This window comes from Diaphorobacter sp. HDW4B (assembly GCF_011305535.1).
Classification (GTDB): Bacteria; Pseudomonadota; Gammaproteobacteria; order Burkholderiales; family Burkholderiaceae_C; genus Diaphorobacter_A.
In genome coordinates this window covers 572,963-595,021 of sequence record NZ_CP049905.1, presented here as the reverse complement: position 1 = coordinate 595,021, position 22,059 = coordinate 572,963, and the positions used below count along the sequence as shown (strand labels likewise).

At 60.0% G+C, this 22,059-nt stretch carries 20 protein-coding genes; 9 read left to right on the top strand and 11 right to left on the bottom strand.

Going from position 1 to position 22,059, the window contains the following annotated elements:
- Nucleotides 1–28: 28 nt before the first annotated feature.
- Nucleotides 29–2,206, bottom strand: coding sequence for a DUF3300 domain-containing protein (locus tag G7048_RS02795; RefSeq protein ID WP_166066693.1), 2,178 nt, complete (start codon nucleotides 2,204–2,206; stop codon nucleotides 29–31).
- Between the two features lie 257 nt (nucleotides 2,207–2,463).
- Nucleotides 2,464–4,278: a glutamine--tRNA ligase/YqeY domain fusion protein gene (locus tag G7048_RS02790; protein WP_166066692.1), complete on the bottom strand. Its 1,815-nt coding sequence runs from the start codon at nucleotides 4,276–4,278 to the stop codon at nucleotides 2,464–2,466.
- A 117-nt stretch (nucleotides 4,279–4,395) separates the two neighbouring features.
- Between G7048_RS02790 and rlmD the strand changes: the two genes are divergently transcribed.
- Nucleotides 4,396–5,865 (top strand): 23S rRNA (uracil(1939)-C(5))-methyltransferase RlmD, encoded by a 1,470-nt coding sequence (gene rlmD / locus G7048_RS02785; protein ID WP_166066691.1) that lies wholly within the window; start codon nucleotides 4,396–4,398, stop codon nucleotides 5,863–5,865.
- A gap of 80 nt (nucleotides 5,866–5,945) precedes the next feature.
- On the opposite strand, the gene G7048_RS02780 is transcribed toward rlmD, so the two are convergent.
- Entirely contained in the window at nucleotides 5,946–6,638 is a 693-nt protein-coding gene (locus tag G7048_RS02780) for a Bax inhibitor-1/YccA family protein (RefSeq protein ID WP_166066690.1), read from the bottom strand.
- A 284-nt stretch (nucleotides 6,639–6,922) separates the two neighbouring features.
- On the opposite strand from G7048_RS02780, the gene G7048_RS02775 reads away from it, so the two are divergent.
- On the top strand, nucleotides 6,923–7,330 hold the full coding sequence (locus G7048_RS02775; protein WP_166066689.1) for a heme-binding protein: 408 nt from the start codon (nucleotides 6,923–6,925) through the stop codon (nucleotides 7,328–7,330).
- 307 nt (nucleotides 7,331–7,637) lie between these two features.
- On the opposite strand, the gene hemP is transcribed toward G7048_RS02775, so the two are convergent.
- Entirely contained in the window at nucleotides 7,638–7,886 is a 249-nt protein-coding gene (hemP, locus tag G7048_RS02770; protein WP_166066688.1) for a hemin uptake protein HemP, read from the bottom strand.
- A 251-nt stretch (nucleotides 7,887–8,137) separates the two neighbouring features.
- On the opposite strand from hemP, the gene G7048_RS02765 reads away from it, so the two are divergent.
- The gene (locus G7048_RS02765; protein WP_166066687.1) at nucleotides 8,138–8,590 is read left to right on the top strand and encodes a carboxymuconolactone decarboxylase family protein; all 453 of its coding nucleotides are present in this window, start codon (nucleotides 8,138–8,140) and stop codon (nucleotides 8,588–8,590) included.
- Between the two features lie 66 nt (nucleotides 8,591–8,656).
- On the opposite strand, the gene G7048_RS02760 is transcribed toward G7048_RS02765, so the two are convergent.
- The 5 genes from G7048_RS02760 to G7048_RS02740 all read right to left on the bottom strand — a co-directional run bounded on the left by G7048_RS02760 (nucleotide 8,657) and on the right by G7048_RS02740 (nucleotide 11,471).
- Complete coding sequence (locus G7048_RS02760; RefSeq protein WP_166066686.1) at nucleotides 8,657–9,067, bottom strand: biopolymer transporter ExbD; 411 nt, start codon at nucleotides 9,065–9,067, stop codon at nucleotides 8,657–8,659.
- Nucleotides 9,068–9,073: 6 nt separating this feature from the next.
- On the bottom strand, nucleotides 9,074–9,790 hold the full coding sequence (locus tag G7048_RS02755; protein ID WP_166066685.1) for a MotA/TolQ/ExbB proton channel family protein: 717 nt from the start codon (nucleotides 9,788–9,790) through the stop codon (nucleotides 9,074–9,076).
- Between the two features lie 26 nt (nucleotides 9,791–9,816).
- Nucleotides 9,817–10,554 carry an energy transducer TonB gene (locus tag G7048_RS02750; protein ID WP_166066684.1) on the bottom strand — a complete coding sequence of 246 codons (738 nt, stop codon included), beginning with the start codon at nucleotides 10,552–10,554 and terminating at the stop codon, nucleotides 9,817–9,819.
- Between the two features lie 114 nt (nucleotides 10,555–10,668).
- Nucleotides 10,669–10,941 carry a bacterioferritin-associated ferredoxin gene (locus G7048_RS02745; RefSeq protein ID WP_166066683.1) on the bottom strand — a complete coding sequence of 91 codons (273 nt, stop codon included), beginning with the start codon at nucleotides 10,939–10,941 and terminating at the stop codon, nucleotides 10,669–10,671.
- Between the two features lie 233 nt (nucleotides 10,942–11,174).
- A complete protein-coding gene (locus G7048_RS02740; protein ID WP_166066682.1) occupies nucleotides 11,175–11,471 on the bottom strand; it encodes an SWIB/MDM2 domain-containing protein in 297 nt (98 codons plus the stop codon).
- Between the two features lie 781 nt (nucleotides 11,472–12,252).
- Between G7048_RS02740 and rraA the strand changes: the two genes are divergently transcribed.
- Entirely contained in the window at nucleotides 12,253–12,759 is a 507-nt protein-coding gene (gene rraA / locus G7048_RS02735; RefSeq protein ID WP_166066681.1) for a ribonuclease E activity regulator RraA, read from the top strand.
- A gap of 20 nt (nucleotides 12,760–12,779) precedes the next feature.
- Here rraA and G7048_RS02730 read toward each other — a convergent pair whose 3' ends face one another.
- On the bottom strand, nucleotides 12,780–13,712 hold the full coding sequence (locus G7048_RS02730; protein ID WP_166066680.1) for a DMT family transporter: 933 nt from the start codon (nucleotides 13,710–13,712) through the stop codon (nucleotides 12,780–12,782).
- Between the two features lie 419 nt (nucleotides 13,713–14,131).
- Between G7048_RS02730 and aceA the strand changes: the two genes are divergently transcribed.
- The 3 genes from aceA to G7048_RS02715 all read left to right on the top strand — a co-directional run bounded on the left by aceA (nucleotide 14,132) and on the right by G7048_RS02715 (nucleotide 18,542).
- Nucleotides 14,132–15,460, top strand: coding sequence for an isocitrate lyase (gene aceA / locus G7048_RS02725; protein WP_166066679.1), 1,329 nt, complete (start codon nucleotides 14,132–14,134; stop codon nucleotides 15,458–15,460).
- A gap of 263 nt (nucleotides 15,461–15,723) precedes the next feature.
- Nucleotides 15,724–17,193, top strand: coding sequence for a metallophosphoesterase (locus G7048_RS02720; RefSeq protein ID WP_166066678.1), 1,470 nt, complete (start codon nucleotides 15,724–15,726; stop codon nucleotides 17,191–17,193).
- A 44-nt stretch (nucleotides 17,194–17,237) separates the two neighbouring features.
- Complete coding sequence (locus G7048_RS02715; RefSeq protein ID WP_371747609.1) at nucleotides 17,238–18,542, top strand: cytochrome-c peroxidase; 1,305 nt, start codon at nucleotides 17,238–17,240, stop codon at nucleotides 18,540–18,542.
- 22 nt (nucleotides 18,543–18,564) lie between these two features.
- Here G7048_RS02715 and G7048_RS02710 read toward each other — a convergent pair whose 3' ends face one another.
- Nucleotides 18,565–18,936, bottom strand: coding sequence for a hypothetical protein (locus G7048_RS02710; RefSeq protein WP_166066677.1), 372 nt, complete (start codon nucleotides 18,934–18,936; stop codon nucleotides 18,565–18,567).
- 472 nt (nucleotides 18,937–19,408) lie between these two features.
- On the opposite strand from G7048_RS02710, the gene thrS reads away from it, so the two are divergent.
- Together thrS and infC are read left to right on the top strand one after the other, a co-directional pair.
- The gene (gene thrS / locus G7048_RS02705; RefSeq protein ID WP_166066676.1) at nucleotides 19,409–21,328 is read left to right on the top strand and encodes a threonine--tRNA ligase; all 1,920 of its coding nucleotides are present in this window, start codon (nucleotides 19,409–19,411) and stop codon (nucleotides 21,326–21,328) included.
- A gap of 73 nt (nucleotides 21,329–21,401) precedes the next feature.
- The gene (gene infC / locus G7048_RS02700) at nucleotides 21,402–22,013 is read left to right on the top strand and encodes a translation initiation factor IF-3 (protein ID WP_166070751.1); all 612 of its coding nucleotides are present in this window, start codon (nucleotides 21,402–21,404) and stop codon (nucleotides 22,011–22,013) included.
- Nucleotides 22,014–22,059: the final 46 nt, after the last annotated feature.

The window sequence follows — 22,059 nt, the reverse complement described above, 5'->3', positions numbered from 1 at the left end:
TGCCGTGCAGCGTGGATATCACGAGCGGTCATCGCTCCCGCTGCTCCCGTTCGTTGTTGCGTCCCCCGCGCATCTGGGACATGTGCTGAGAAGCGTCCATGCCCTGGGATTGTTGCTGCATTTGTTGTTGACGCTGCTGTTGGGCCATGCGTTGTTGCTGTTCGGCTTGTTGTTGTTGTTGTTGTTGTTGTTGTTGTTGTTGTTGCTGATGTTGGCGCATTTGTTCCTGCTGCTGGCGCTGTTGCTGCATCTGCGCCATGCGCTGTTGTTGCTCGGCCTGAGCCTGCATTTGCTGTTGCTGACGGGCTTGTTCTTGCGCGTGTTGGCGCATCTGCTCTTGCTGCTGGCGTTGTTGCTCCTGTTGCATTTGAGCCATGCGCTGTTGTTGCTCGGCCTGAGCCTGCATTTGCTGTTGCTGACGGGCTTGCTCCTGCGCGTGTTGGCGCATCTGCTCTTGCTGTTGGCGTTGTTGCTCCTGCTGCATTTGAGCCATGCGTTGTTGTTGCTCGGCCTGAGCCTGCATTTGCTGTTGTTGACGGGCTTGCTCCTGCGCGTGCTGGCGCATCTGTTCCTGCTGCTGGCGTTGCTGCTCCTGTTGTGCCTGCATCTGTTGTTGACGTGCCTGCTCGTTGCGTTGGTGTTGTTGCTCCTGCATTTGCTGTTGCTGCAATAGCTGATGCTGGCGCGCCTGCTCGTCGGCGCGCCGTTGGGCCTCTTGCTGCTGGCGGTGTTGGTCTGCCGCCTGTTGTTGCATGCGTGCCTGAAGCTGTTGATCGGGCAGCGTCTGCGCTGGTTGGGCGTGCGACGGCAGCGGGTTTGTGGGGACGGGGCGCTCGTGCATGCCTGCCACGCGCGGGTCTCCTATGGGTGCGTTGCGTTCGTTGGGTGGCACCATGGTCATGTTGCCAAGGGGGGCGCGGGGACGCTCGTGCGTGGCGGACAGTGCACCGGCACCCACGGCACCCACGGCCGCCGCGGCGGCTGCACCGGAGGCCATTGCGGCGCTGCGGTTGTCGTGCGTGAAATCCGGTCGATCTGCGGGACGTGGCACGGGGAACTCGGGGCGATCAGGGGGCGGTGGTCGATGGCCTCGGCGATCATTTTCCGCCACGCTGGGAGAGCGCGAGATGTAGGTCGTGTTGTTGAAGATGATGGCGGGTCGTGCTGCCGGAGGCGGCGGTGGCTCGCCCGGGTGCCAGCCACGCGCGCTGGTGTCGCGCTGGCCCCAGTGCATGTTCCATGCATGCCAGCCCCAGGGATTCTGTTCGATGATCTGCGTGAGCACGACCCCGGTGCCAAAAACGATGAGTCCCGCAACGACGGGCGTCGACTCCACGCCGGATACCACCACAGGCGCAGGCGGCACGGCGTAGTTGTATCCCGAGTACACCGGCAACGGATCGCCATAGACGACGGCTGGGTCGTAGCGCGGCACGTAGATGGTGTCCGGCTGGTTCTCCGTGATTTCGATGTATTCGCCCGGCTGCGGTATCACGGGCGGTGGGTAGTCGCTGGCATTCATGGCGGCCGAGGGCGTGTAGTCGCCCAGCGGCGTGGGCTGCGCGGCCACGGCGACTTTCATTTGCCTGGAAGACTTGAGTGTGCCCGCCTTGTTGGCACGCTCGCGCATGACCTGAATGGCGTTGAGCACATCGGTCGGGCGGTTGTAGTAGGCCTTGCCGAGGGCTGTGGTCCAGGGCAGGTTGGAGGCCATTTGCTCCACCACGTTCGGGAACTGGGTCAGCGCCTTGATCGACGGATCCCAGGGCTGGTCGTTGGCGGCCTTGATGCGGGCGTCGGTCTTGATCAACTGCGGGTTCTGGGCGATCCACGACTCCACTGCCGATACCTGATTCGGATAGGTGGCCGCTGCGAGGATCTGTGCGACCAGCTTGTCCGGATACAGCGCGATGGGTGCGACCATCTGGTAGAGCACATCGGCTGAAGGCAGTTGGTAGGCCACGGATGCGGCTTCAGGCGGGGCGGGGGTAGCGGCAATAGCCGGTGGCGCAGCGCTGGCCGCACTCGCGGGCTCCGCGGCCACGGGGGCGGTTGCTTGGGTTTTCTTGTCGTCGTTGCAAGCAGTCAGCGACACCATTGCAGCCAAGGCCAATGTGGTCCAGCGCATGCTGGGTTGCCCGCCTTGATGTCTCCTGGTTCCCGTCAGATGAATGCTGGAAGTCATCCACTTTTCAATGAGCGTCATGGTGCATTCCTTGGCCTGAAGGCCTTGTTGTTGTCGTGGTATCGGGTGGCAGTTGCCCTGTCTCTCATCAACGCTGCCGCTGGATCTCAGTTGACCTGCCATGGTAGACAAGAAACGACATTCCATGCGGAAGCGCAACTGCATGTGTGTCGTGTTCCCAAATGAAATGAAGCGAAACGGAACGAAAAGAAAAAAGAAAAGGCCCGCACCAACAAAGGAGCGGGCCTGAAGCTGCCTCGAGGGAGCGCGTGGCTTACTTACTTGCCCCAGCTGTCCTTCAAGCCCGTGATGCGGTTGAACACCGGCTTGCCCGCCGCGTGGTCCTTGCGGTCCGCGACGAAGTAGCCGAAGCGTTCGAACTGGAACTTGTCATCGGCCTTGGCGGACGTCAGCGATGGCTCGACGTAGGCCTTGACCACCTTGAGGCTGTCGGCGTTCATCAGCGCCAGATAGTCCTTGCCGCCCGCGTCGGGTTGCGGATCGGTGAACAGGCGGTCGTAGAGGCGCACTTCGGCTTCGATGCCATCTTGCACGCCCACCCACGTGATCGCCGCCTTGACCTTGACGCTGTCCGCGCCGGGCGTGCCGCTCTTGGTGTCGGGAACGACGGTGGCCAGCACCTTAACGATGTTGCCGTCGGCGTCTTTTTCAGCGCCGGTGCATTCGATCACGTAGCCGCCCTTCAGGCGCACCTTGTTGCCGGGGAACAGGCGCTTGTAGCCCTTGGGCGGGACTTCGGCAAAGTCCTCGCGTTCGATCCACACTTCGCGGCCCAGGGTGAAGTGGCGCTCGGGCACGACTTCGCCTTCGGCGGCATGGGGCAGGGCGGGCAGAACGCATTGCTCGACGTGATCGGCCGAGCCGAACACTTCGGCCCAGTTCGTCAGCTCGAGCTTGACCGGGTCGAGCACCACCATCGCGCGATGGGCCTTGTTTTCCAGGTCTTCGCGCAGGCAGCCTTCGAGCGTGGAGTAGTCGATCCACGCGTAGTCCTTGGTCACGCCGATGCGTTCGCAGAAGTTGCGGATCGATTCGGGTGTGAAACCACGGCGGCGCAGGCCGACCACGGTGGGCATGCGGGGGTCGTCCCAGCCGGTCATCATGCCGCTGTCCACCAGATGCTTGAGCTTGCGCTTGCTGGTGATCACGTAGGTCAGGTTCAGGCGCGAGAACTCGTACTGGCGCGGCTGCGGCGCAGCGATCAGGCCGCCTTCGCGCAGGTGATCGAGCAGCCAGTCGTAGAACGGACGCTGGTCTTCGAATTCGAGCGTGCAGATCGAATGCGTGATGTGCTCCAGCGCATCTTCGATCGGGTGCGCGAAGGTGTACATCGGGTAGATGCACCACTTGTTGCCGGTGTTGTGGTGCTCGGCGTGGCGCACGCGGTAGATGGCCGGGTCGCGCAGGTTGATGTTGGGCGATGCCATGTCGATCTTGGCGCGCAGCACGGCGGCACCGTCGGGCAGCTTGTCATCACGCATTTCGCGGAAGCGGGCGAGGTTCTCGGCCACAGTGCGGTCGCGGAACGGGCTGTTCACGCCGGGGCGGCCAAAGTCGCCACGGTTGGCCTTCATGTCTTCGGCGGACTGCTCATCGACGTAGGCAACGCCTTGCTCGATCAGGTACTCCGCGCAGCGGTACATGAAGTCGAAGTAGTCGCTTGCGAAGTACAGGTTCTCGTGACCGTCCGGGTCCTTCCAGTCAAAGCCCAGCCACTTCACCGAGTCGATGATGCTGTCGACGTATTCCTGATCTTCCTTTTCGGGATTGGTGTCGTCAAAGCGCAGATGGCAGACGCCGCTGAAGTCCTTGGCGAGGCCGAAGTTCAGGCAGATGGACTTGGCGTGACCCACATGCAGGTAGCCGTTGGGTTCGGGCGGAAAGCGGGTGCGGATCTTCGCGGGATCGACCTGACCCTGCTGGTGATGCGCCGCGTCGCCGGGGTTGCCGCCCCAGTGGCGCTGGGCATACGTGCCCTTGTCCAGATCGGACTCGATGATGTTGCGCAGGAAGTTGGTCGGTTTGACGACTTCGGCTGCGGTGCTTTCTTTATTGGAGTGAGGGTTGCTCATAGTCCCGATTTTACGACTTGGGGTTTGCCCTTGCGTTACCCCACAAAACCTTCGATCTTGCCATCAAAAAGGGATACCCGGACGACGCGCTTGCCTGCTCTGAGACAATGGCGGGTTATGAGTGCCCCCACGAAGAATCAAGAATCGGTCGAAATCGACCCGAATATGCCCGAAGCGCGTACCGATCTGCCGCCCGGCTGGCTCGAAGTCACGTCCATGGACATGGATGCGCAAGGCGTTGCCCGCAAGCCGGATGGCAAGGTGGTTTTCATCGACGGCGCGCTGCCCGGCGAGATTGTCACTGCCAACGTGCATCGCAAGAAGAACAACTGGGAAGCAGCCAGCCTGCTGGAGATTCACCACGAATCCTCACAGCGTGTGCGCCCCGGCTGCCCCAATTTCGGCCTGCATTCGGGTGCCTGCGGCGGCTGCAAGATGCAGCACTTGCATGTGGCCGCGCAGGTGGCGATCAAGCAGCGCGTGCTCGAAGACAACCTCTGGCACCTCGGCAAGGTGAAGGCCGAGACCATCTACCGTCCGATTGAAGGCCCGGCCTGGGGCTACCGCTATCGCGCCCGCATGTCGGTGCGCTACGTGCCCAAGAAGGACAAGGTGCTGGTGGGCTTTCACGAGCGCAAGAGCCGCTACATCGCCGACATGGAAACCTGCAAGATCCTGCCGCCGCATGTGGATGCGATGCTCATGCCCATGCGCGCGCTGATCTCGTCGATGCAGGCGCGCGAGACCTGCCCGCAGATCGAGCTGGCCTGCGGCGACGAGGTGACCGCGCTGGTGCTGCGCCATCTGGAGCCGCTGTCCGACAGCGACATCGCCAAGCTGCGCGAGTTCGCCAAGCAGTACAACGTGCAATGGTGGCTGCAGCCCAAGGGTCCGGACACCGTGCACCTGCTTGACGACGGCGGTACACAACTGGCCTACGCGCTGCCCGACTTCGGCATCCACATGCCGTTCAAGCCGACCGACTTCACGCAGGTGAATCCGCACATCAACCGCGTGCTGGTCACACGCGCGCTGCGCCTGCTGGATGCACAGAAGACCGAGCGCGTGATCGACTGGTTCTGCGGCCTTGGCAACTTCACTCTGCCGATCGCCACGCAGGCCAGGGAAGTGTTGGGCATCGAAGGCGCGGAAGCGCTGGTGGCCCGTTCGCGCGAGAACTACGCCAAGAACAATGCGGCGCGAGCCGAAGGTCTGGAGCTGGCCCCGACCAGTTTCGTCGCCCGCAATCTGTTCGAGATGACGCCCGAGATGCTGTTCGCCGACGGCAATGCCGACAAGTGGCTGGTCGATCCTCCACGCGAAGGCGCGTTCGCGCTGGCCAAGGCGCTGGCTGACATCCATCAGGCCCGCATTGGCGCGGAAGGCGCTGAACCGCTGCCCGAGTCCGGCAAGAACTGGCAACCGCCCAAGCGCATCGTCTACGTGAGTTGCAACCCGGCCACCTTGGCACGCGATGCGGGCTTGTTGGTGAATCTGGCTGGTTACCGCTGTGTGGCGGCGGGCGTGGTCAACATGTTCCCGCACACGGCGCACGTCGAAAGCATGGCGGTGTTCGAGCTGGCTTGATGTGACGCCCTGATCTTGAATCTCCCAAAGAAAACGGCCTCCGAAGTGGAGGCCGTTTTTCATTTCAGGGCAAAACGCGTTCAGTCGCGCTCGCCGCCGAAGATGCCGAGCAGCGACAGCAGGCTCTGGAACACGTTGTAGATGTCCAGATACAGCGCCAGTGTGGCGCTGATGTAGTTTGTTTCGCCACCGTCCATGATCTGCTTGAGGTCATACAGCATGTAGGCGCTGAAGATGGCGATGGCTGCGACCGAGATGGCCATCATGCCGGCGGTGGAGCCGACGAACACGTTGATGATCGAGCCCACGAACAGGACCAGCACGCCCACGAACAGGAACTTGCCCATGCCCGAGAGATCACGCTTGATCACGGAGGCGAGCGAAGCCATCACGAAGAACACGCCTGCAGTGCCTGCAAACGCGGTCATGACGAGTTCGGAGCCGTTCTTGAAGCCCAGCACCATGCCGATCAGGCGCGAGAGCATCAGGCCCATGAAGAACGTGAAGCCCAGCAGCATGGGAACCCCTGCAGCGGAGTTCTTGGTCTTCTCGATGCCGTACATGAAGCCGAACGCGCCCACGAGGAACACGATCAGGCCCACGCCACCGCGCAGCGATTGGGTGATTCCGGTGGACACGCCGATCCAGGCGCCCAGCACCGTTGGGAGCATGCTCAGCGCAAGCAGCCAATAGGTGTTGCGCAGCACCTTGTTGCGCTCTTCTTGCGAAAGCACCTGGGAGGCGGAGCCCCAGTTGGTGACTTCTGGATTCATTTGTGGTTTTCTCCAATGGAGCCTGCAAGACGCAGGCAAGTAAATTCTAGGTGGCGTCTACCATAGCCCATTGCAATACCCACGCATGATCCCGTACTTTTTGGTTTGGATTCTTTTACCCCCGCGTGGGTAGCCCGAAGGCGGGGTGCAGGGTATGCTCTCTAAGTCACTTTATTGTTCACGCGCCCGGATGCGCCACATGGCTGGTGCTCCGTTCGGGCATCGTTCACCCTTTGGGCACGTGCCGTTTCGGCATGCCGTCCTACAGATCACCCTAGCAAATCATGAAGACCAGCGCCGTTCTCGAACTCTCCGACATCAAGAAGATTGCCGCCGCCGCCGAGGCCGAAGCCCTCAAGAACAACTGGAACGTGGCAATCGCCATCGTGGACAACGGTGGTCACCTGCTGTGGTTCCAGCGTCTGGATGGCGCTGCGCCCGTGTCGGCCCACATCGCGCCTTCGAAGGCCCGTACTGCCGCTCTGGGCTGCCGCGAAAGCCGCCTGTACGAAGAGATGATCAACGGTGGCCGTGCCTCGTTCCTGAGCGCGCCGACCATCGACGGTCTGCTCGAAGGCGGCGTGCCGATCATGAAGGACGGCCTGTGCCTGGGCGCTGTCGGCGTGAGCGGCGTGAAGTCCACCGAAGACGCTCAGATCGCCAAGGCCGGCATCGCCGCCCTGGGTCTGTAATCCGGGCCTGCAAGCCCAAAAAGCTTCGGTATGCAGACCACTGGTCTGCATGCATGGAGGAGACAAACCAAAAGAAAAAACCGGCCACGGATCGCTCCGTGGCCGGTTTTTCATTGGGAAGAAGCGTGGCAGTCAACCTCTGTGCGTAAGGACTGCGGCCCATCGTGGGGTCAATGCTTTTGTGGAAAAAAGCGCCTGGCTAATGGAGCGGACTCGGTGGCTGGCAAATACGACCTTCGGACCGGAGTTAGGTCCTGGAGTCGCCCCACGATGAAACTTCGAAAATTCTGGAGAGCAGGGCGTTGCTTTATTTGGTGAGAATCAGCTTGCCCAGCTTGGTGGCCTGCAGACGGTACAGCACGCCGTTGTGGGCGATGGTCACAACCTTCTGGCCTTGCAGCAGATTGCGGCTGTCCACCGATGCGTTCTCGGCCACATGGCTCATGGTTTGCGAGGCGCTGGAGGCCACACGGCGCGATTCACGCTGCCCAGCAAAAGCTGCGTTGACAGAGCCAAGCATGGCGTTACCTGTGGAAGCGGTGAATGTGGCGGACATCGGTTGGTTCTCCGTTGTGTTTGCGATGTATGAATGATAACCGTTCTCATTTATCCGTCAAGCGAAATTCCACAAATAATTTGAGAAATTTTGTGTCGCTTGTTTTTCGCTGTTGACCGGAGCCGGTGGTCGGGGATTTTGGCCCGTATGCCGAGTGCATTCGAAGCGGAGTAACGTGGTGGTTCTGGATCGTTGGGACTCATGGGCTGTCCAACGTCTGCCATGGCATTTTCTTTGTTTCAGGAGTTTCCATGACCGAGCGTGTCAATCTTTCCAAGGCATCGCCGCAGTTGTACAAGACCGTGGCCGAGATGGACCAACTGGCTGTTCAGGCGGCGCATGACGCGGGTTGGAGCGATGGCTTTGCCCATCTGCTCAAGCTGCGGGCTTCGCAAATCAACCAGTGCGCATTCTGTGTTCGCATGCATGCGCGGGATGCGGCGGCGGTCGGCGAGTCGGCAGATCGCCTGAGTGTGTTGCCTGCCTGGCGCGAGTCCGGATATTTCAGCGACAAGGAGCGCGCTGCGCTGGCGCTCATGGAGGCGGTGACGCTGGTGTCGCAAGGGCAGGTGCCGGACGATGTCTACGACGCTGCGAGCGCAGTGCTCGATCCGGCGGAAATCGCTAGCGTCGAATGGCTGGCCATCGTGATCAACGCGTGGAATCGAATCGCCATCTCCAGCCGATATCCGGTCAGGCCCTGAGTCAGCCAGAAGTGCAAACGCCCGGTGCAGGACCGGGCGTTTGGGGCGAGCGCGTCAACGAGTGACTTACTTGGCGGGATCGGTCACGAAACCAATCTTCTTGACGCCAGCGCGCTGCGCAGCCGACATGGCCAGCGCCACGCGCTCATAGCGCACGTCTTTGTCGCCACGGATATGCAGGTCGGGTTGCGGCTCCTTGAGGGCTTCCGCTGCCAGACGGGGCTCCAGCTCTTCGTCGGTGATGTCCAGCTCGTTCCAGTGGAATTTGCCATCGGCAGTGACCGACAGGCGGATGGTTTCCGGCTTGAGAACTTCCTCCGTGTTGGAGGCTCGCGGCAGGTCCACCGGAACAGCGTGTTTGATCACCGGCACGGTGATGATGAAGATGATGAGCAGAACCAGCATGACGTCCACGAGCGGAGTCATGTTGATTTCGTTCATCACTTCATCGGATTCGTCCTGTGTGCCAAAAGCCATGGCGGATTACCCCTTCTTGATCGGCAGCACCTTGCCGGTTTCGCCGTGTGAGGAGACACGGGCACCGGTCACGAAGTAGGCGTGCAGATCGTGTGCAAAGCTGTTGAGGCCGTTCAGGATCGACTTGTTGCCGCGCACCAGGGCGTTGTAGCCCAGCACGGCGGGAATGGCCACGGCCAGACCCAGAGCCGTCATGATCAGCGCCTCGCCGATGGGACCGGCCACCTTGTCGATGGTGGACTGGCCGGAAGTGCCGATCGCCACCAGTGCGTGGTAGATGCCCCAGACGGTGCCGAACAGGCCGATGAACGGAGCGGTGGAACCCACGGAAGCCAGAATCGCCAGACCCGATTGCAGGCGGGCGGTGAATTCGTCGATGCAGTTGCGCAGGCAACGCGTGACCCAGTCGCTCACGTCCAGCGAGTCGTGCAGATGGGCTTGCGTATTGCGGTGGTGAGCCGTCGCCTCGCGGCCTTCGAGGGCCAGAATGCGGAAGGGGTTGCTCGGATCGGTGCCCAGCTTGGTCATGCCGGCGGCGAAGTCTTCGCTGTGCCAGAAGTCGCGGGCCACTTTGGCGTCCTTCTTGAAGCGCCAGATGTCGAGCGCCTTGACGATGATGACGATCCACGATGCCAGCGACATGGCCAGCAACAGAACAGCGACGAACCGGGTGACGAAGTCACCTTGTATCCAGACATTGGCAATGCCAAATTGGGAATTCATGAGGAACAGCTCCTGCGAAACGAAATTTATTGTTGAAGAACGAAATTGACGGGCACCAGATATTCCATCGCCTCTGCAACGCCATTGCGTTTGCCCGGCACGAATTTCCAGCGCTTGACGGTGTCGATGGCGGCATTGTCCAGACGCTCGAAGCCGCTCGATTTGGCGAGTTCCACGCGCTCAGGCAGGCCTTGCGCACTGATCAGCACACGCAGCGTGACCTTGCCTTGCTCGCCCAGACGTCGGCTGACGGCAGGGAAGGCGGGCGATGGATTGTTCAGATAGGCGGCATTGCTCGAAGGCAGCTCGATCTTGGGCGCGGCCGGAGCTGCTGGCGCGGCGGGAGCCGGGCTTGGAGCAGGTGCCGGAGGCGCTGGAGGAGCGGGCGGTGCCGGTGGGGCAGGAGGCACGGGGTCCACGGCGCCAGTGGGCGCATTGGGCGAGGGTGCTGGATCCTTGATCGCCGCGGGCAAGGGTGCCTTGGGCTTGGGCGGTGTAGGCGCGGGCTTTGGAGGCGTCGGCTCGGGTTTGGGTGGTGGCGGCTTGGGAACCGGTGGCGCTGGTGGTGTGGGTGCAGCGGGCGGCGCAGCCGTGATGAACTCACTGATCAGTTGCACTGGGGTGATGACTTCCGGCGGCTTATGGTTGCCCATGCCCGCCTGAATGGCCCACAGCGCAGCAACGTGAAGCGCCAAAACGGAACCGACCACCACCGTATTGCGACCGGAAAGCGCTGTGGTGTCTATTTGATCAATCTGGGACATAGAAAAGGCGGCCAACAGGCGCTTTGGGAATCCTCAAGCGCTGTCAGCGGCCGGATATTCGAAAGAATGTTGATTATTTGCGCAGAACCCACCAAACCGAGCCCACGACAAGAATCAAACTGCCTGCGATTGTCGAGATGAATTCCATGCTTTGCTCTCTGTAATGGAGTTGGCAAGCTGGATCATCTTCGGCGCAGTCTCGTTGTGCAGGGCCGCCACGGGGCCGGACGCGCAACACTGGGACACCACATCACGGGCGCACTGCTCGCAGCGGCCGCATTGGGTGGCGACTCCCAGTTCGAATTGAATTTCGTCGAAGCTCATGCCTGCGTGCGCATGGCGTGCGATTTCGCGGTCGGAGACTCGGCGGCAAACACAGACGATCATGATGCAAAGAGGCCTAGCTGGCTTGTTGAAGAAACGTGTTGAGGCTGATTATAAATGCGAATTTCTCGCATTCGCAATATTTATCACCTTCATGTTGTGTAACTATTGCGCAATGTCTCGTGAATTCAAGGGCTGGAGCCAGTGTCCGGGCGAAAAAAAACCGACGGGCCATGAGCCGGTCGGTTCTTTTCGAGATGGCGTCAACCCTGAAGGTTGCCGCAATCTTCGGGTGCTTACTTGACGTGCTTGCCGATCAGGCCAGCCATCTCGAACATCGAGACTTGTGGCTTGCCGAACACTTCCTTGAGCTTGGCGTCGGCGTTGATCATGCGCTTGTTGGCAGCATCTTGCAGATTGTGGGCCTTGATGTAGGTCCACAGCTTGCTGATGATCTCCGTACGGGGCAGCGGAGCCGAGCCAACGACTGCAGCCAGAGCGGGGCTGGGAGTCAGAGGCTTCATGAATGCCGCGTTGGGTGTGCGCTTCTTAGCGGGTGCTGCCTTGTCGGTGGACTTGGATGCAGTTGCCATGTTGGATATCCCTTGTTCGAGAAATAGTGAAAAGACTCACCAGCGAACACCTGCTGCTCCACTGGCTGAGGCGATGCTAATGGGAAAAAATGGGGTTTCCAAGGCGGGGAAACGATTTTTTGCCTTCATTTGTTTCCGCTGGTTTTGATAGTCAGATACTTGTCCGCAGGGTTTGCGGCCTCTGGGGCGTACGCCTTGCACCGCACAAGCGGCGTCGGCAGAGACTATGAATACGAGGGGCCTCTTCATGCGCCAGAGTGAACTCACTGAAGGTATCACTCTCAAAGTGATGCGCAAGATACTGATTTATAGGCATTTGTGAATCAGTGGGCTACAGAAGGTGCGTGCAGCGTTTCGCATGGGCTTTGCGCGGTTTCTCCTCTGAAGGTGCGCGGGGTGCATGGCCCGTTCGAGAGGGGGATTCGGGAGCATCACTCTGAAAGCGGCTTCTGATGGATGGCTCTAATTAACCATTGGTTACAAACCCTGCGGAGGAGTTGTCGCGGAAAAGGCGGTTTCAGAGGGGATTGACGTGGTTTTCCTCTCGGAGGTTCCTCTGGCTAACTGGCTAACTGGCTAACTGGCTAGCGGGTCTCCAGGACGGGTGCACTGGGTCGTGATGTGTCGGCTGAATGCAAGTTTGCTCGGGCATGCTGTGCGCCTTGTGCGGTGCTCCAATGGCGAGAGATTCATGGCACAGTGATGAATTCATTCTCGTCTGTTCATTCCCCTCACCAATCAACCGATCAACCGATCAACCCATCAGAAGGAAGCAAGACAAATGACATCTACCCAAGCCCAGATCATCAGCACCTGCGACCTCTGCGATGCGCATCTCAGGGACGACACGGGCGCGTTTCGCGTGCTCCCGCCGGTGTTTCAGGACTTTGGCGGCAAGCCTGCCTTTGCCGGACCGATCGCCACGGTGAAGTGCTTCGAGGACAACTCCGGCGTGAAAGCCGCAGTCGAAACGCCTGGCAATGGCCGCGTGCTGGTTGTGGATGGCGGCGGTTCGGTGCGCCGTGCGCTGGTCGGCGGCAATGTGGCGGCGACGGCGGCCAAGAACGGCTGGGCGGGCATCGTGGTCTACGGTGCGGTGCGCGACATTGCCGAACTGCGTGAGACGCCGCTGGGCATTCGCGCACTGGCGCTCATGCCGCTGCCGACGGAAAAACGCGGCGAAGGTCAGTCGGATGTGACCGTGCTGATCTCCGGCGTCTGGGTGCGTCCCGGTGAGTGGCTGTATGCGGATGCCGACGGCATCGTGATCGGTGCCAAGCAGCTCTGATCGGCGTATCTATTGGTGGCTCAGTGATGCTGGGCTGCTGCTGCGGCGTTTCTCGAGGGCAGCGTTGCCAGCACCACGCTGGCCAGCGCGATGCCGAAGGCGATCAACTGCAACTGGGTGAAGTGCTCGCCCAGCACCAGCACGCCAAACAGTGCAGCGCTTACCGGCAGCAGCACGGTGAAGACGCCTCCCTGCGCAGCGGGAACGACCTTGAGCCCGGTCATCCACAGCCAGACCGTCCACATGCAGGCGGCAAGGGCGTAGAACAGCAGCAGCAACCAGATCTTGCCCGGCACGGCGGCAAAGTCGAAATGCCACGCGAAGTACAGGCCGAACGGGGTGGTCAGCGTGAATCCCCATAGGTTGATCAGCGAGGTGATGCGCTTGGGCCCCAGAGCGCCAGTCAGCTTCTTTCCAATCACCGAATAGGCGGCCTCGCAGAGCGACGCGGCCACCAGCAGCGTGTAGCCCAGCCATTCGAGGTGGTTTTTGCCCGTGGCATTACCGTCCATTTCAGAGTGTGCAGACTTGGCGAAGGAAAACAGCGCAATGCCCAGTACGGCGCACACCACGGCGATCCAGGTGCGGGTGGCAATGTGTTCGCGCAGAAACAGCCAGCTCATTACGGCCACGCAGGCGGGGATGGACGCCATGATCACGCCCGCCGAAGTGGCGCTGGTCAGGCTCACGCCGGAAATCATGCAGATGGTGAACAGGAAATTGCCGAAGAGCGATTGAAGAAACAGCAGCCAGCGCGTCTGCCGGGTCATTGCAGGCTCATCAGGCCCTTTGCGCAGCCAATGCGGCATGGCGATCACGCCGATGCCGAAACGCAGCCACGCCAGAAGAAAGATCGGAAAGGTGGCCGCCAGTGGTTTTGACAGCGCGACGTAACTTCCGACGAGCATCATGCTCAAAGCCAGACACGAGTAGGCAACGGGGCGGCTGATCATGGGTGTGTGGAGGGTCTGAAAAGGCGGGCAAACGCGCGCAAGAGTCGATGGAGTGTTGCGCCTCGGCATCATGCCTGAAAGCGGGGGAGGGAAGAAACGGGCGTTGCGACGGCAGGGAGCAGCAGCGCCGGAATTTTTGGGCTGCGTTTTTCACGATGCAAAGTCATCATGCCGTAATATGAAACGTGAAAATGTTGCGGTGCCGCATTTTTTCTCAATACAAGAAACGTGATTCCGCATACAGAAATTAAGAATGCAAGTGGTTGATTTTCAATGAATAAAAATATCTCTTATATAAGACATAAGATTGAATTCAACTCTTATACAAGACTTAAAGTTATCTCCAACGGCAAAGCAAATTCCCCACTGAGCTATGCCACTGTTTTAGCAAACCTTTCTTTCCTTTCAGGAGAATTTTCATGTCCAAGCTGACCAATCAACTGAGCCGCGAACAGCAAATTGCCGCCCTCGAAAAGGACTGGGCGCAAAACCCCCGTTGGAAGGGCGTGAAGCGCAACTACTCCGCCGCTGACGTGGTGCGTCTGCGCGGCAGCCTGCAGCCAGAAAACACACTGGCACAACGCGGCGCTGAAGTGCTGTGGGACAAGATCAACGGCAGCTCCAAGAAGGGCTACGTGAACGCATTCGGTGCGATCTCCGCTGGTCAAGCCATGCAGCAAGCCAAGGCTGGCCTCGAAGCCGTGTACCTGTCGGGCTGGCAAGTGGCTGCCGACGGCAACACCAGCGAAACCATGTACCCCGACCAGTCGCTGTATGCCTACGACTCGGTACCCACCATGGTTCGCCGCATCAACAACACCTTCAAGCGCGCTGACGAAATCCAGTGGGGCCGTGGCATCAACCCGGGCGACAAGGAATTCATCGACTACTTCCTGCCTATCGTGGCTGACGCTGAAGCCGGTTTCGGCGGCGTGCTGAACGCCTTCGAACTGATGAAGAACATGATCGCCGCAGGTGCTGCTGGCGTTCACTTCGAAGACCAACTGGCTGCCGTGAAGAAGTGCGGTCACATGGGTGGCAAGGTGCTGGTGCCTACGCAAGAAGCTTGCGAAAAGCTGAATGCAGCACGTTTCGCTGCTGACGTGATGGGCGTGCCCACCATCGTGCTGGCACGTACCGACGCAGAAGCTGCCAACCTGATCACCAGCGACCACGATGCCAACGACAAGCCTTTCCTGACTGGCGAGCGCACACAAGAAGGTTTCTACCGCGTCAAGAACGGTCTGGAACAAGCCATCAGCCGTGGCGTGGCTTACGCTCCTTACGCTGATCTGGTGTGGTGCGAAACCGGCGTGCCAGACATCGGCTTCGCTCGTGAGTTCGCGCAAGCTGTTCACGCAGCATGCCCAGGCAAGCTGCTGTCGTACAACTGCTCGCCATCGTTCAACTGGAAGAAGAACCTCAACGACAGCCAGATCGCTTCGTTCCAGGAAGACCTGTCCGCTCTGGGCTACAAGTTCCAGTTCATCACGCTGGCCGGTATCCACAGCAACTGGTACAACACCTTCAAGTTCGCCCACGCTTACGCTCGCGGCGAAGGCATGAAGCACTACGTTGAAATGGTGCAAGAGCCAGAATTCGCAGCACGCGATCTGGGCTACACCTTCGTGTCGCACCAGCAAGAAGTGGGCGCAGGTTACTTCGACGACGTGACCACCGTGATTCAGGGCGGTTCTTCCAGCGTGAAGGCCCTGACTGGCTCGACCGAAGAAGAGCAGTTCCACTGATCGATCACTCCTGAATCGACCGCAACACCGCTAGGGTGGCCCGCAAGGGCGTGGCGTTGCGGTTGATCCGGCAAGTGAGGTTCCAGGGAGAAAAGAAAGCCCACGGCGTGTGCCGTGGGCTTTTTCAATGGCGAAATGATGATCGAGGTGGCTGCATAAAGATACAAAAAAGAGGTGTGGCGTCGAATGACGTCGTCACTGCCCTGTCACCATGAGTTCATACGCTCCGTAAGCCCCTCGACGAGGGCCCCCACGGAGAAACAATGAACATACAACATGACTCCCGTCCGCTTGCGAGCGGCGCATTGACTGCATCCTTGATCGCATTGGGTCTTTTGCACGGCTGCGGTGGCTCGGATGTGGATGAGGCGAGTCGCCCGCAGTACATCCAGTCGGCCTTTGTCATGGTCGGTACCAAAAACGAAACGTTGGCTCGCGTCATCACCAACTATGCTCCGCCCGCGATCGATGGTGCTCAGGCAGCGTGCCCCATCATTTCCGTGGACGGTGGTTCTGGGCGCATGACTCTGCGCTCGGCACCTGCCACTGCCGCTTTGCGGCCTACGGCCAGTGATCCGGCGGATTCCAAGCCATCCGTCTTTCCAGTCACTGTGTGCGAACAGACGATTCCTGCAAGTGCCAAATCAGTGAACGTTGCAGGCGTGACCTTGCCGTTGCCCAAGACGGACCCGCAGCGCATCATCGTGTTCGGCGACAGCGGCTGTCGCATGAAAAAGGCGGACAACGCTTGGCAGTCCTGCGGTGACACCACGGCATGGCCGTTTGAAAAAGTAGCCAATGCGGCGGCGGCGCTCAAGCCGGATCTGGTGCTGCATGTGGGCGACTATCACTACCGCGAGAACGCTTGCCCGTCCGACATCGCGGGCTGCAAGGGCAGCCCGTGGGGTTATGGCTGGGATACATGGCGGGCCGATCTGTTCAAACCCGCCGCCAAGCTGCTTGCGGCAGCGCCTTGGGTGATGGTGCGCGGCAATCATGAGGAGTGCGCGCGGGCTGGTCAGGGTTGGTTCCGCTTTCTCGATCCGCAGCCTTTCAGTGCCAATCGTTCCTGCGATCTGGCCATGAACGATGTGACCGCAAATTACAGCGATCCGTACGCAGTCAAGCTCGGTGCCGACACTCAGGTGATCGTGTTCGATTCGGCCAAGAACCCCAAAGTGGCCCTCAAACCGGAAGACACCCAGTTTGCGATCTACCAGAAGCAGTTCCGCCAAGTGGCCGACATCGCTGCAAAATCGGGTCTGGCGAACAACATCTTCACCAATCACCATCCGATTCTGGCATTTGCGCCGATTGCCGGTGCCAAGCCTGCACAAGCCAGCCCCGCGCTGACCTCGGTGATGAGCAGCCTGTATGCGCAAGCGTACTACCCACCTGGCGTGAACTTGGCGCTGCATGGGCATGTGCATAACTTTCAGGCGATCAGCTTCAAGACCGGCCAGACCGCCACGATCGTGAGCGGCACGGCAGGCGACAACCTTGATGTGGCATTACCCGATCCGCTGACAGCGCAATCCGAGCCGGCGCCTGGTGCCGTCATTGACCACATATCGCATCACGCAAGCTTTGGCTTTCTGCTGATGGAGCGTCGCGCAAAACCCTCGACGGGCTGGAGTTTCAAGGCTTACTCGGCGGATGGCAAGTTGCTGGCAACCTGCTTGCAGCAAGGATATGCGCTGAGCTGCGACAAGTCGGGCTTCATTACGCCTTGAGTCCGATGATGAATGTGGTGAAGTGGTTTGGGGCAATGCCTTTGATGGCGTTGTCCGCGTTCGCTGCGCTTGCCCAGCCGATGACGCGCGCTCCCGCGCCGCAGGCGCAAGTCTGGCTGGCGCCTGGTGCAGGTGCAAAGGTGGTGGGGATGATTGCGTCGACACCGCTGGTTGCGGGGCGCTACGATCCCACGATGGCACGTTTTGCGCCCGATCCGAAACTGGTGGAAGTGGGGTGGCAGTTGTTTCACGACACGCGCCTGTCTGATCCCCCGGGGACGTCTTGCGCGAGTTGCCACGACCCCGCACGAGCGTTTGGCCCGGATTTGCAGCGCGGCCTGCGTGCCGGAGAGAAAAGCCCCGGAACAGCACGCGGCAGTCGTGCAGGCCAGTTCAGTCATCGCGCCGCGCCTTCACTGTTGTATGTGCGCTATGTGCCACGTCGCTACTTCTATCAGGATGACGATGCGCTGGTGCCCGCGTTCTTTGGTGGCTTGATGGCCGATGCCAGTGCGGATTCGTTGGCTGAACAGGTCAGGGCGCCGTTGCTCAGCGCGGCGGAAATGAACAATCGCACTTCGGCGCGTCTGCTCGCAAGACTGAAAAAGAACGGTCTGGCGAAGGCGCTTGCGCAAAGCATGGGCGAGCAGGTGGTCAACAATCCCGAAGCGCTGATGGGGGCTGTGGGTGCCGCACTGCAGGCGTATCTGCAATCGGATGAGCTTTCGCCCTTCACATCGCGGTTTGACCGCTTTCTCAAGCAGGAGGCGGCGTTGAGCACCACGGAGTTGCGTGGTCTGGCGATCTTCAAAAATCCGGACAAGGGCAATTGCGCCTCATGTCATACGGTGTCGGAAACTGCAGCACGGCCGGAACGCTCGCTGTTTACCGACTTTGGCTATGAAGCACTGGCGACGCCACGCAACAAGGCGTTGGCTGTCAACCGCGACCCGCGCCATTTCGACAATGGCCTGTGCGAGACCGCAAAAACACTGAAATGGCCGGAGCCTGACCAATGGTGTGGCTATGTGCGCACGCCGGGGCTGCGCAATGTGGCGATCCGTCAGAGTTTCATGCACAACGGTTCGCTCAAGAGCCTGCGCGAGGTCATTGAGTTCTACAACACGCGGGGTACGGATCCCAAGCGCTGGTTTGGAAAAAGCGGGGCGTTTGACGATGTTGCGCCAAGCTATCACGAAAACGTGAACGTCAATTCACCGCCGCTCAATCGCAAGCCGGGAAGCCCGGTGGCGCTCTCGGATGGGGAAACAGATGATCTGGTTGCATTCTTGCGTTCGCTGACAGATGAGCGCTATGTGCTGCTCATGCCGTCAGATGCGCGCAGATGAAGTGCGTTGATTGCGGTCAATCTCAGCGACGCCAGCCGCCGCCGCGCGAATACCAGCCGCCACGCAGCCCACGGTCCCAGCGCTGGGGCTGCCAGCGATAGCCGGGGCGGGCGTGTTCATAGCGGCCGGGCGACCATACATGGCGTCCGCCCGACCAGTTCCAGTTTTCGCCAATCCAGATGGCTCCCGCAAAAGGCGCCACGGGAATCGTCTCCACATAAGGCGCAGGAGGCGCGATGGGTGCATACACCGGCGCGTAGGCCTGCGTTTCCGGGATGTTGCTGTACGGATCGCTGTAGTAGGGCTGGCCGACAGGTGCGACGATGCAGCCGGTCAAGGTGACGGCAGAAAGCGCGGCACCTGCAAGCCAGAGGCGACTGGAAATTTGAAACATTGCAAATCCTCTCAAGTCCCCCATTCGAGGCAAGGGACAGTGCTCATTCAACGAGGGATAGGGGGCAACGGTTGTCAGTCAAGGCTTGCTTTGCGCAGCTTTACGTTCAATTTACAGATGTTGAACTTGCTGTCTGCGCGGGCGGTGGGGCTGGATTTGTTGCGGGATTGAAAGGGGCTGCAGACCACTCGGCGCACTCCGCGCTAAAATGACAGGCATTGCCTCTTCGGAGGTCGGAAATTTCGGGTTGCCTGTGTTGGGCGGCCCTCGTTGACAGGCAGAAAGGCGCCTTCAGGTTATGACACCGCGAACGCAAAGCTCACAGGGATTCATCCCGCTTGCCTGAAGGTGCATGACCGCGCACCTTCGTGTGCAGGTCTGTTTGTCGACAATCCGTTTTTTCAAGTTTGCGCGGCCAGTCCGCGCATTTGTTTTTCAGCGTCGCGACCCACTCGCGAGAATGCACAACAACATGGTTCAAATCACTCTTCCAGATGGTTCCCAGCGTCAGTTTCCCGGTCCGGTGACCGTGGCTGAGGTGGCGCAGTCGATCGGCTCGGGTCTGGCCAAGGCCGCACTCGGCGGCAAGGTGGATGGCAAGGCGGTCGATACGAGCTTTTCCATCGACAAGGACGCGGCGCTCTCGATCATCACGGCCAAGGATGCCGATGGTCTCGATCTGATTCGTCACTCGACCGCTCACTTGCTGGCGTATGCAGTCAAGGAGCTGTTCCCTGATGCGCAAGTGACCATCGGCCCGGTGATCGAAAACGGTTTCTACTACGACTTCAGCTACAAGCGTCCCTTCACGCCGGAAGATCTGACGGCCATCGAAAAGAAGATGACCGAACTCGCCAACAAGGACGAGCAGGTCACCCGCCGCGTGCTTCCGCGCGACGAAGCCGTGGCGTATTTCAAGAGCCTGGGTGAAAACTACAAGGCCGAGATCATCGCCAGCATTCCGTCGAACGAAGACGTGAGCCTGTACCGCGAAGGCAACTTCGAGGATCTGTGCCGTGGCCCGCACGTGCCCAGCACCGGCAAGCTCAAGCACTTCAAGCTGATGAAGGTGGCAGGTGCCTACTGGCGCGGCGACCACCGCAACGAGATGTTGCAGCGCATCTACGGTACCGCCTGGGCGACCAAGGATGAGTTGGCCGGCTATCTGCACATGCTGGAAGAGGCGGAAAAGCGCGACCACCGCAAGCTCGGTCGCGAACTTGACCTGTTCCACATCGACGAGCACTCGCCAGGCATGGTGTTCTGGCACCCCAAGGGCTGGACTGTCTGGCAGCAAGTCGAGCAGTACATGCGCAAGGTGTATGTCGACAACGGCTACCAGGAAGTCAAGGCGCCTCAGTTACTGGACAAGTCGCTGTGGGAAAAGACCGGCCACTGGGACAAGTACCGCGAGAACATGTTCGTCACCGAGTCGGAAAAGCGCGATTTCGCCCTGAAGCCGATGAACTGCCCCGGTCACATCCTGATCTACAAGCAGGGCATCAAGAGCTATCGCGACTTGCCGCTGCGGTTCGGCGAGTTCGGCAACTGCCATCGCAACGAGCCCACCGGCAGCCTGCACGGCATCATGCGTGTGCGCGGCTTCACGCAGGATGATGGTCACATCTTCTGCATGCCCGACCAGATCCAGGGCGAAGTGACTGCGTTCACCTCGCTGCTGCAGAAGGTCTACAAGGACTTCGGCTTCACCGAAATCCTGTATCGCCTCTCCACGCGCCCTGAAAAGCGCATCGGCACCGAAGAAAGCTGGGACAAGGCCGAGGCCGCTCTGGCCGACGGTCTGCGTGCGTCCGGCTGTGAGTTTGAATACCTGCCGGGTGAAGGGGCTTTCTACGGTCCGAAGATCGAGTACACGCTCAAGGACGCGCTGGGCCGTGAGTGGCAGTGCGGCACGATTCAGGTCGATCCGAACCTGCCCGAGCGTCTGGACGCCGAGTTCGTGGGCGAAGATGGCGAGCGTCATCGCCCCATCATGCTGCACCGCGCGATCGTGGGTAGCCTTGAGCGTTTCATTGGTATTCTGATCGAGCAACATGCTGGCGCGCTGCCCGTTTGGCTGGCTCCTGTGCAGGTCGCAGTGCTCAATATCACCGATTCTCAGGCGGATTACTGTGGCGAAATCGCTGCAAAGCTCAGAAAAGCATTGCCGAATCAAGACCTTAGGGTGGTGACTGATCTGCGCAACGAGAAGATTACGTATAAAATACGCGAGCATGCTATGCAGAAACTGCCCTACATCCTCGTCGCGGGCGACAAGGAGAAGGCTGCAGGGGCTGTCGCAGTCCGCGCCCGGGGTAACAAAGACCTCGGCGTAATGTCAGTTGACGCGTTTGTCGACCTGATTGCACAGGACATTGCTTCCAAAGTCTGATTTTTGAATCTGAAAACGCTTTGGTGCGCGCTATGTGCATCCATGCCACGTTGTTGTGGCGTTTTATTTGAAGGTGAGAACCATCGCTACCGAATTTCGTGATCGTCGTCAGCGCGAGGAGCGTAAGCACCGCCTGAACCGTGAAATCACAGCGCCAGAAGTACGTCTTTCTGGTCCTGAAAATGAACCCATCGGCATCGTGTCGATTCAGCAGGCCTTGGCCATGGCTGGCGACATGGATGTGGATCTGGTTGAAATTGCCGCCACGGCCAACCCACCGGTTTGCCGCCTGATGGACTACGGCAAGTTCAAATATCAGGAACAGAAGAAGGCTGCCGAAGCCAAGGCCAAGCAGACGGTCATCGAGATCAAGGAAGTCAAATTCCGCCCCGGTACCGATGATGGTGACTACAACATCAAGCTGCGCAACATTCGCCGCTTCTTGGCTGATGGCGACAAGGTGAAAGTCACGCTGCGTTTCCGCGGTCGTGAAATCACCCACCAGGATCTCGGTCTGGCTTTGCTGAACCGCCTGCGTGACGAGCTCGCTGACAGCATCCTCGTCGAGCAGTTCCCCAAGCTGGAAGGCCGCCAGATGATCATGATGATCGCTCCGGCCCGCAAGAAGCCAGCGGCTGGTGGCAAGGTGGAAAGCGGCGCTCCGGCAACGGGGCAGGCAGCCTGATCAAGTTGCCAAGGATTTGCGAGGGTGCGCTGGGCAACCGGTGCAC

Excerpts from the sequence above, each read along its gene's own strand:
- G7048_RS02730 (WP_166066680.1), bottom strand. The coding sequence starts at position 13,712 with ATGATCAGCCGCCCCGTTGCCTACTCGTGTCTGGCTTTGAGCATGATG.
- G7048_RS02765 (WP_166066687.1), top strand. The coding sequence starts at position 8,138 with ATGACCGAGCGTGTCAATCTTTCCAAGGCATCGCCGCAGTTGTACAAG.
- G7048_RS02775 (WP_166066689.1), top strand. The coding sequence starts at position 6,923 with ATGAAGACCAGCGCCGTTCTCGAACTCTCCGACATCAAGAAGATTGCC.
- G7048_RS02715 (WP_371747609.1), top strand. The coding sequence starts at position 17,238 with ATGGCGTTGTCCGCGTTCGCTGCGCTTGCCCAGCCGATGACGCGCGCT.
- hemP (WP_166066688.1), bottom strand. The coding sequence starts at position 7,886 with ATGTCCGCCACATTCACCGCTTCCACAGGTAACGCCATGCTTGGCTCT.
- G7048_RS02795 (WP_166066693.1), bottom strand. The coding sequence starts at position 2,206 with ATGACGCTCATTGAAAAGTGGATGACTTCCAGCATTCATCTGACGGGA.
- rraA (WP_166066681.1), top strand. The coding sequence starts at position 12,253 with ATGACATCTACCCAAGCCCAGATCATCAGCACCTGCGACCTCTGCGAT.
- G7048_RS02740 (WP_166066682.1), bottom strand. The coding sequence starts at position 11,471 with ATGGCAACTGCATCCAAGTCCACCGACAAGGCAGCACCCGCTAAGAAG.
- G7048_RS02780 (WP_166066690.1), bottom strand. The coding sequence starts at position 6,638 with ATGAATCCAGAAGTCACCAACTGGGGCTCCGCCTCCCAGGTGCTTTCG.
- thrS (WP_166066676.1), top strand. The coding sequence starts at position 19,409 with ATGGTTCAAATCACTCTTCCAGATGGTTCCCAGCGTCAGTTTCCCGGT.
- G7048_RS02750 (WP_166066684.1), bottom strand. The coding sequence starts at position 10,554 with ATGTCCCAGATTGATCAAATAGACACCACAGCGCTTTCCGGTCGCAAT.
- rlmD (WP_166066691.1), top strand. The coding sequence starts at position 4,396 with ATGAGTGCCCCCACGAAGAATCAAGAATCGGTCGAAATCGACCCGAAT.
- aceA (WP_166066679.1), top strand. The coding sequence starts at position 14,132 with ATGTCCAAGCTGACCAATCAACTGAGCCGCGAACAGCAAATTGCCGCC.
- G7048_RS02755 (WP_166066685.1), bottom strand. The coding sequence starts at position 9,790 with ATGAATTCCCAATTTGGCATTGCCAATGTCTGGATACAAGGTGACTTC.
- G7048_RS02760 (WP_166066686.1), bottom strand. The coding sequence starts at position 9,067 with ATGGCTTTTGGCACACAGGACGAATCCGATGAAGTGATGAACGAAATC.
- G7048_RS02790 (WP_166066692.1), bottom strand. The coding sequence starts at position 4,278 with ATGAGCAACCCTCACTCCAATAAAGAAAGCACCGCAGCCGAAGTCGTC.
- G7048_RS02720 (WP_166066678.1), top strand. The coding sequence starts at position 15,724 with ATGAACATACAACATGACTCCCGTCCGCTTGCGAGCGGCGCATTGACT.
- G7048_RS02745 (WP_166066683.1), bottom strand. The coding sequence starts at position 10,941 with ATGATCGTCTGTGTTTGCCGCCGAGTCTCCGACCGCGAAATCGCACGC.
- G7048_RS02710 (WP_166066677.1), bottom strand. The coding sequence starts at position 18,936 with ATGTTTCAAATTTCCAGTCGCCTCTGGCTTGCAGGTGCCGCGCTTTCT.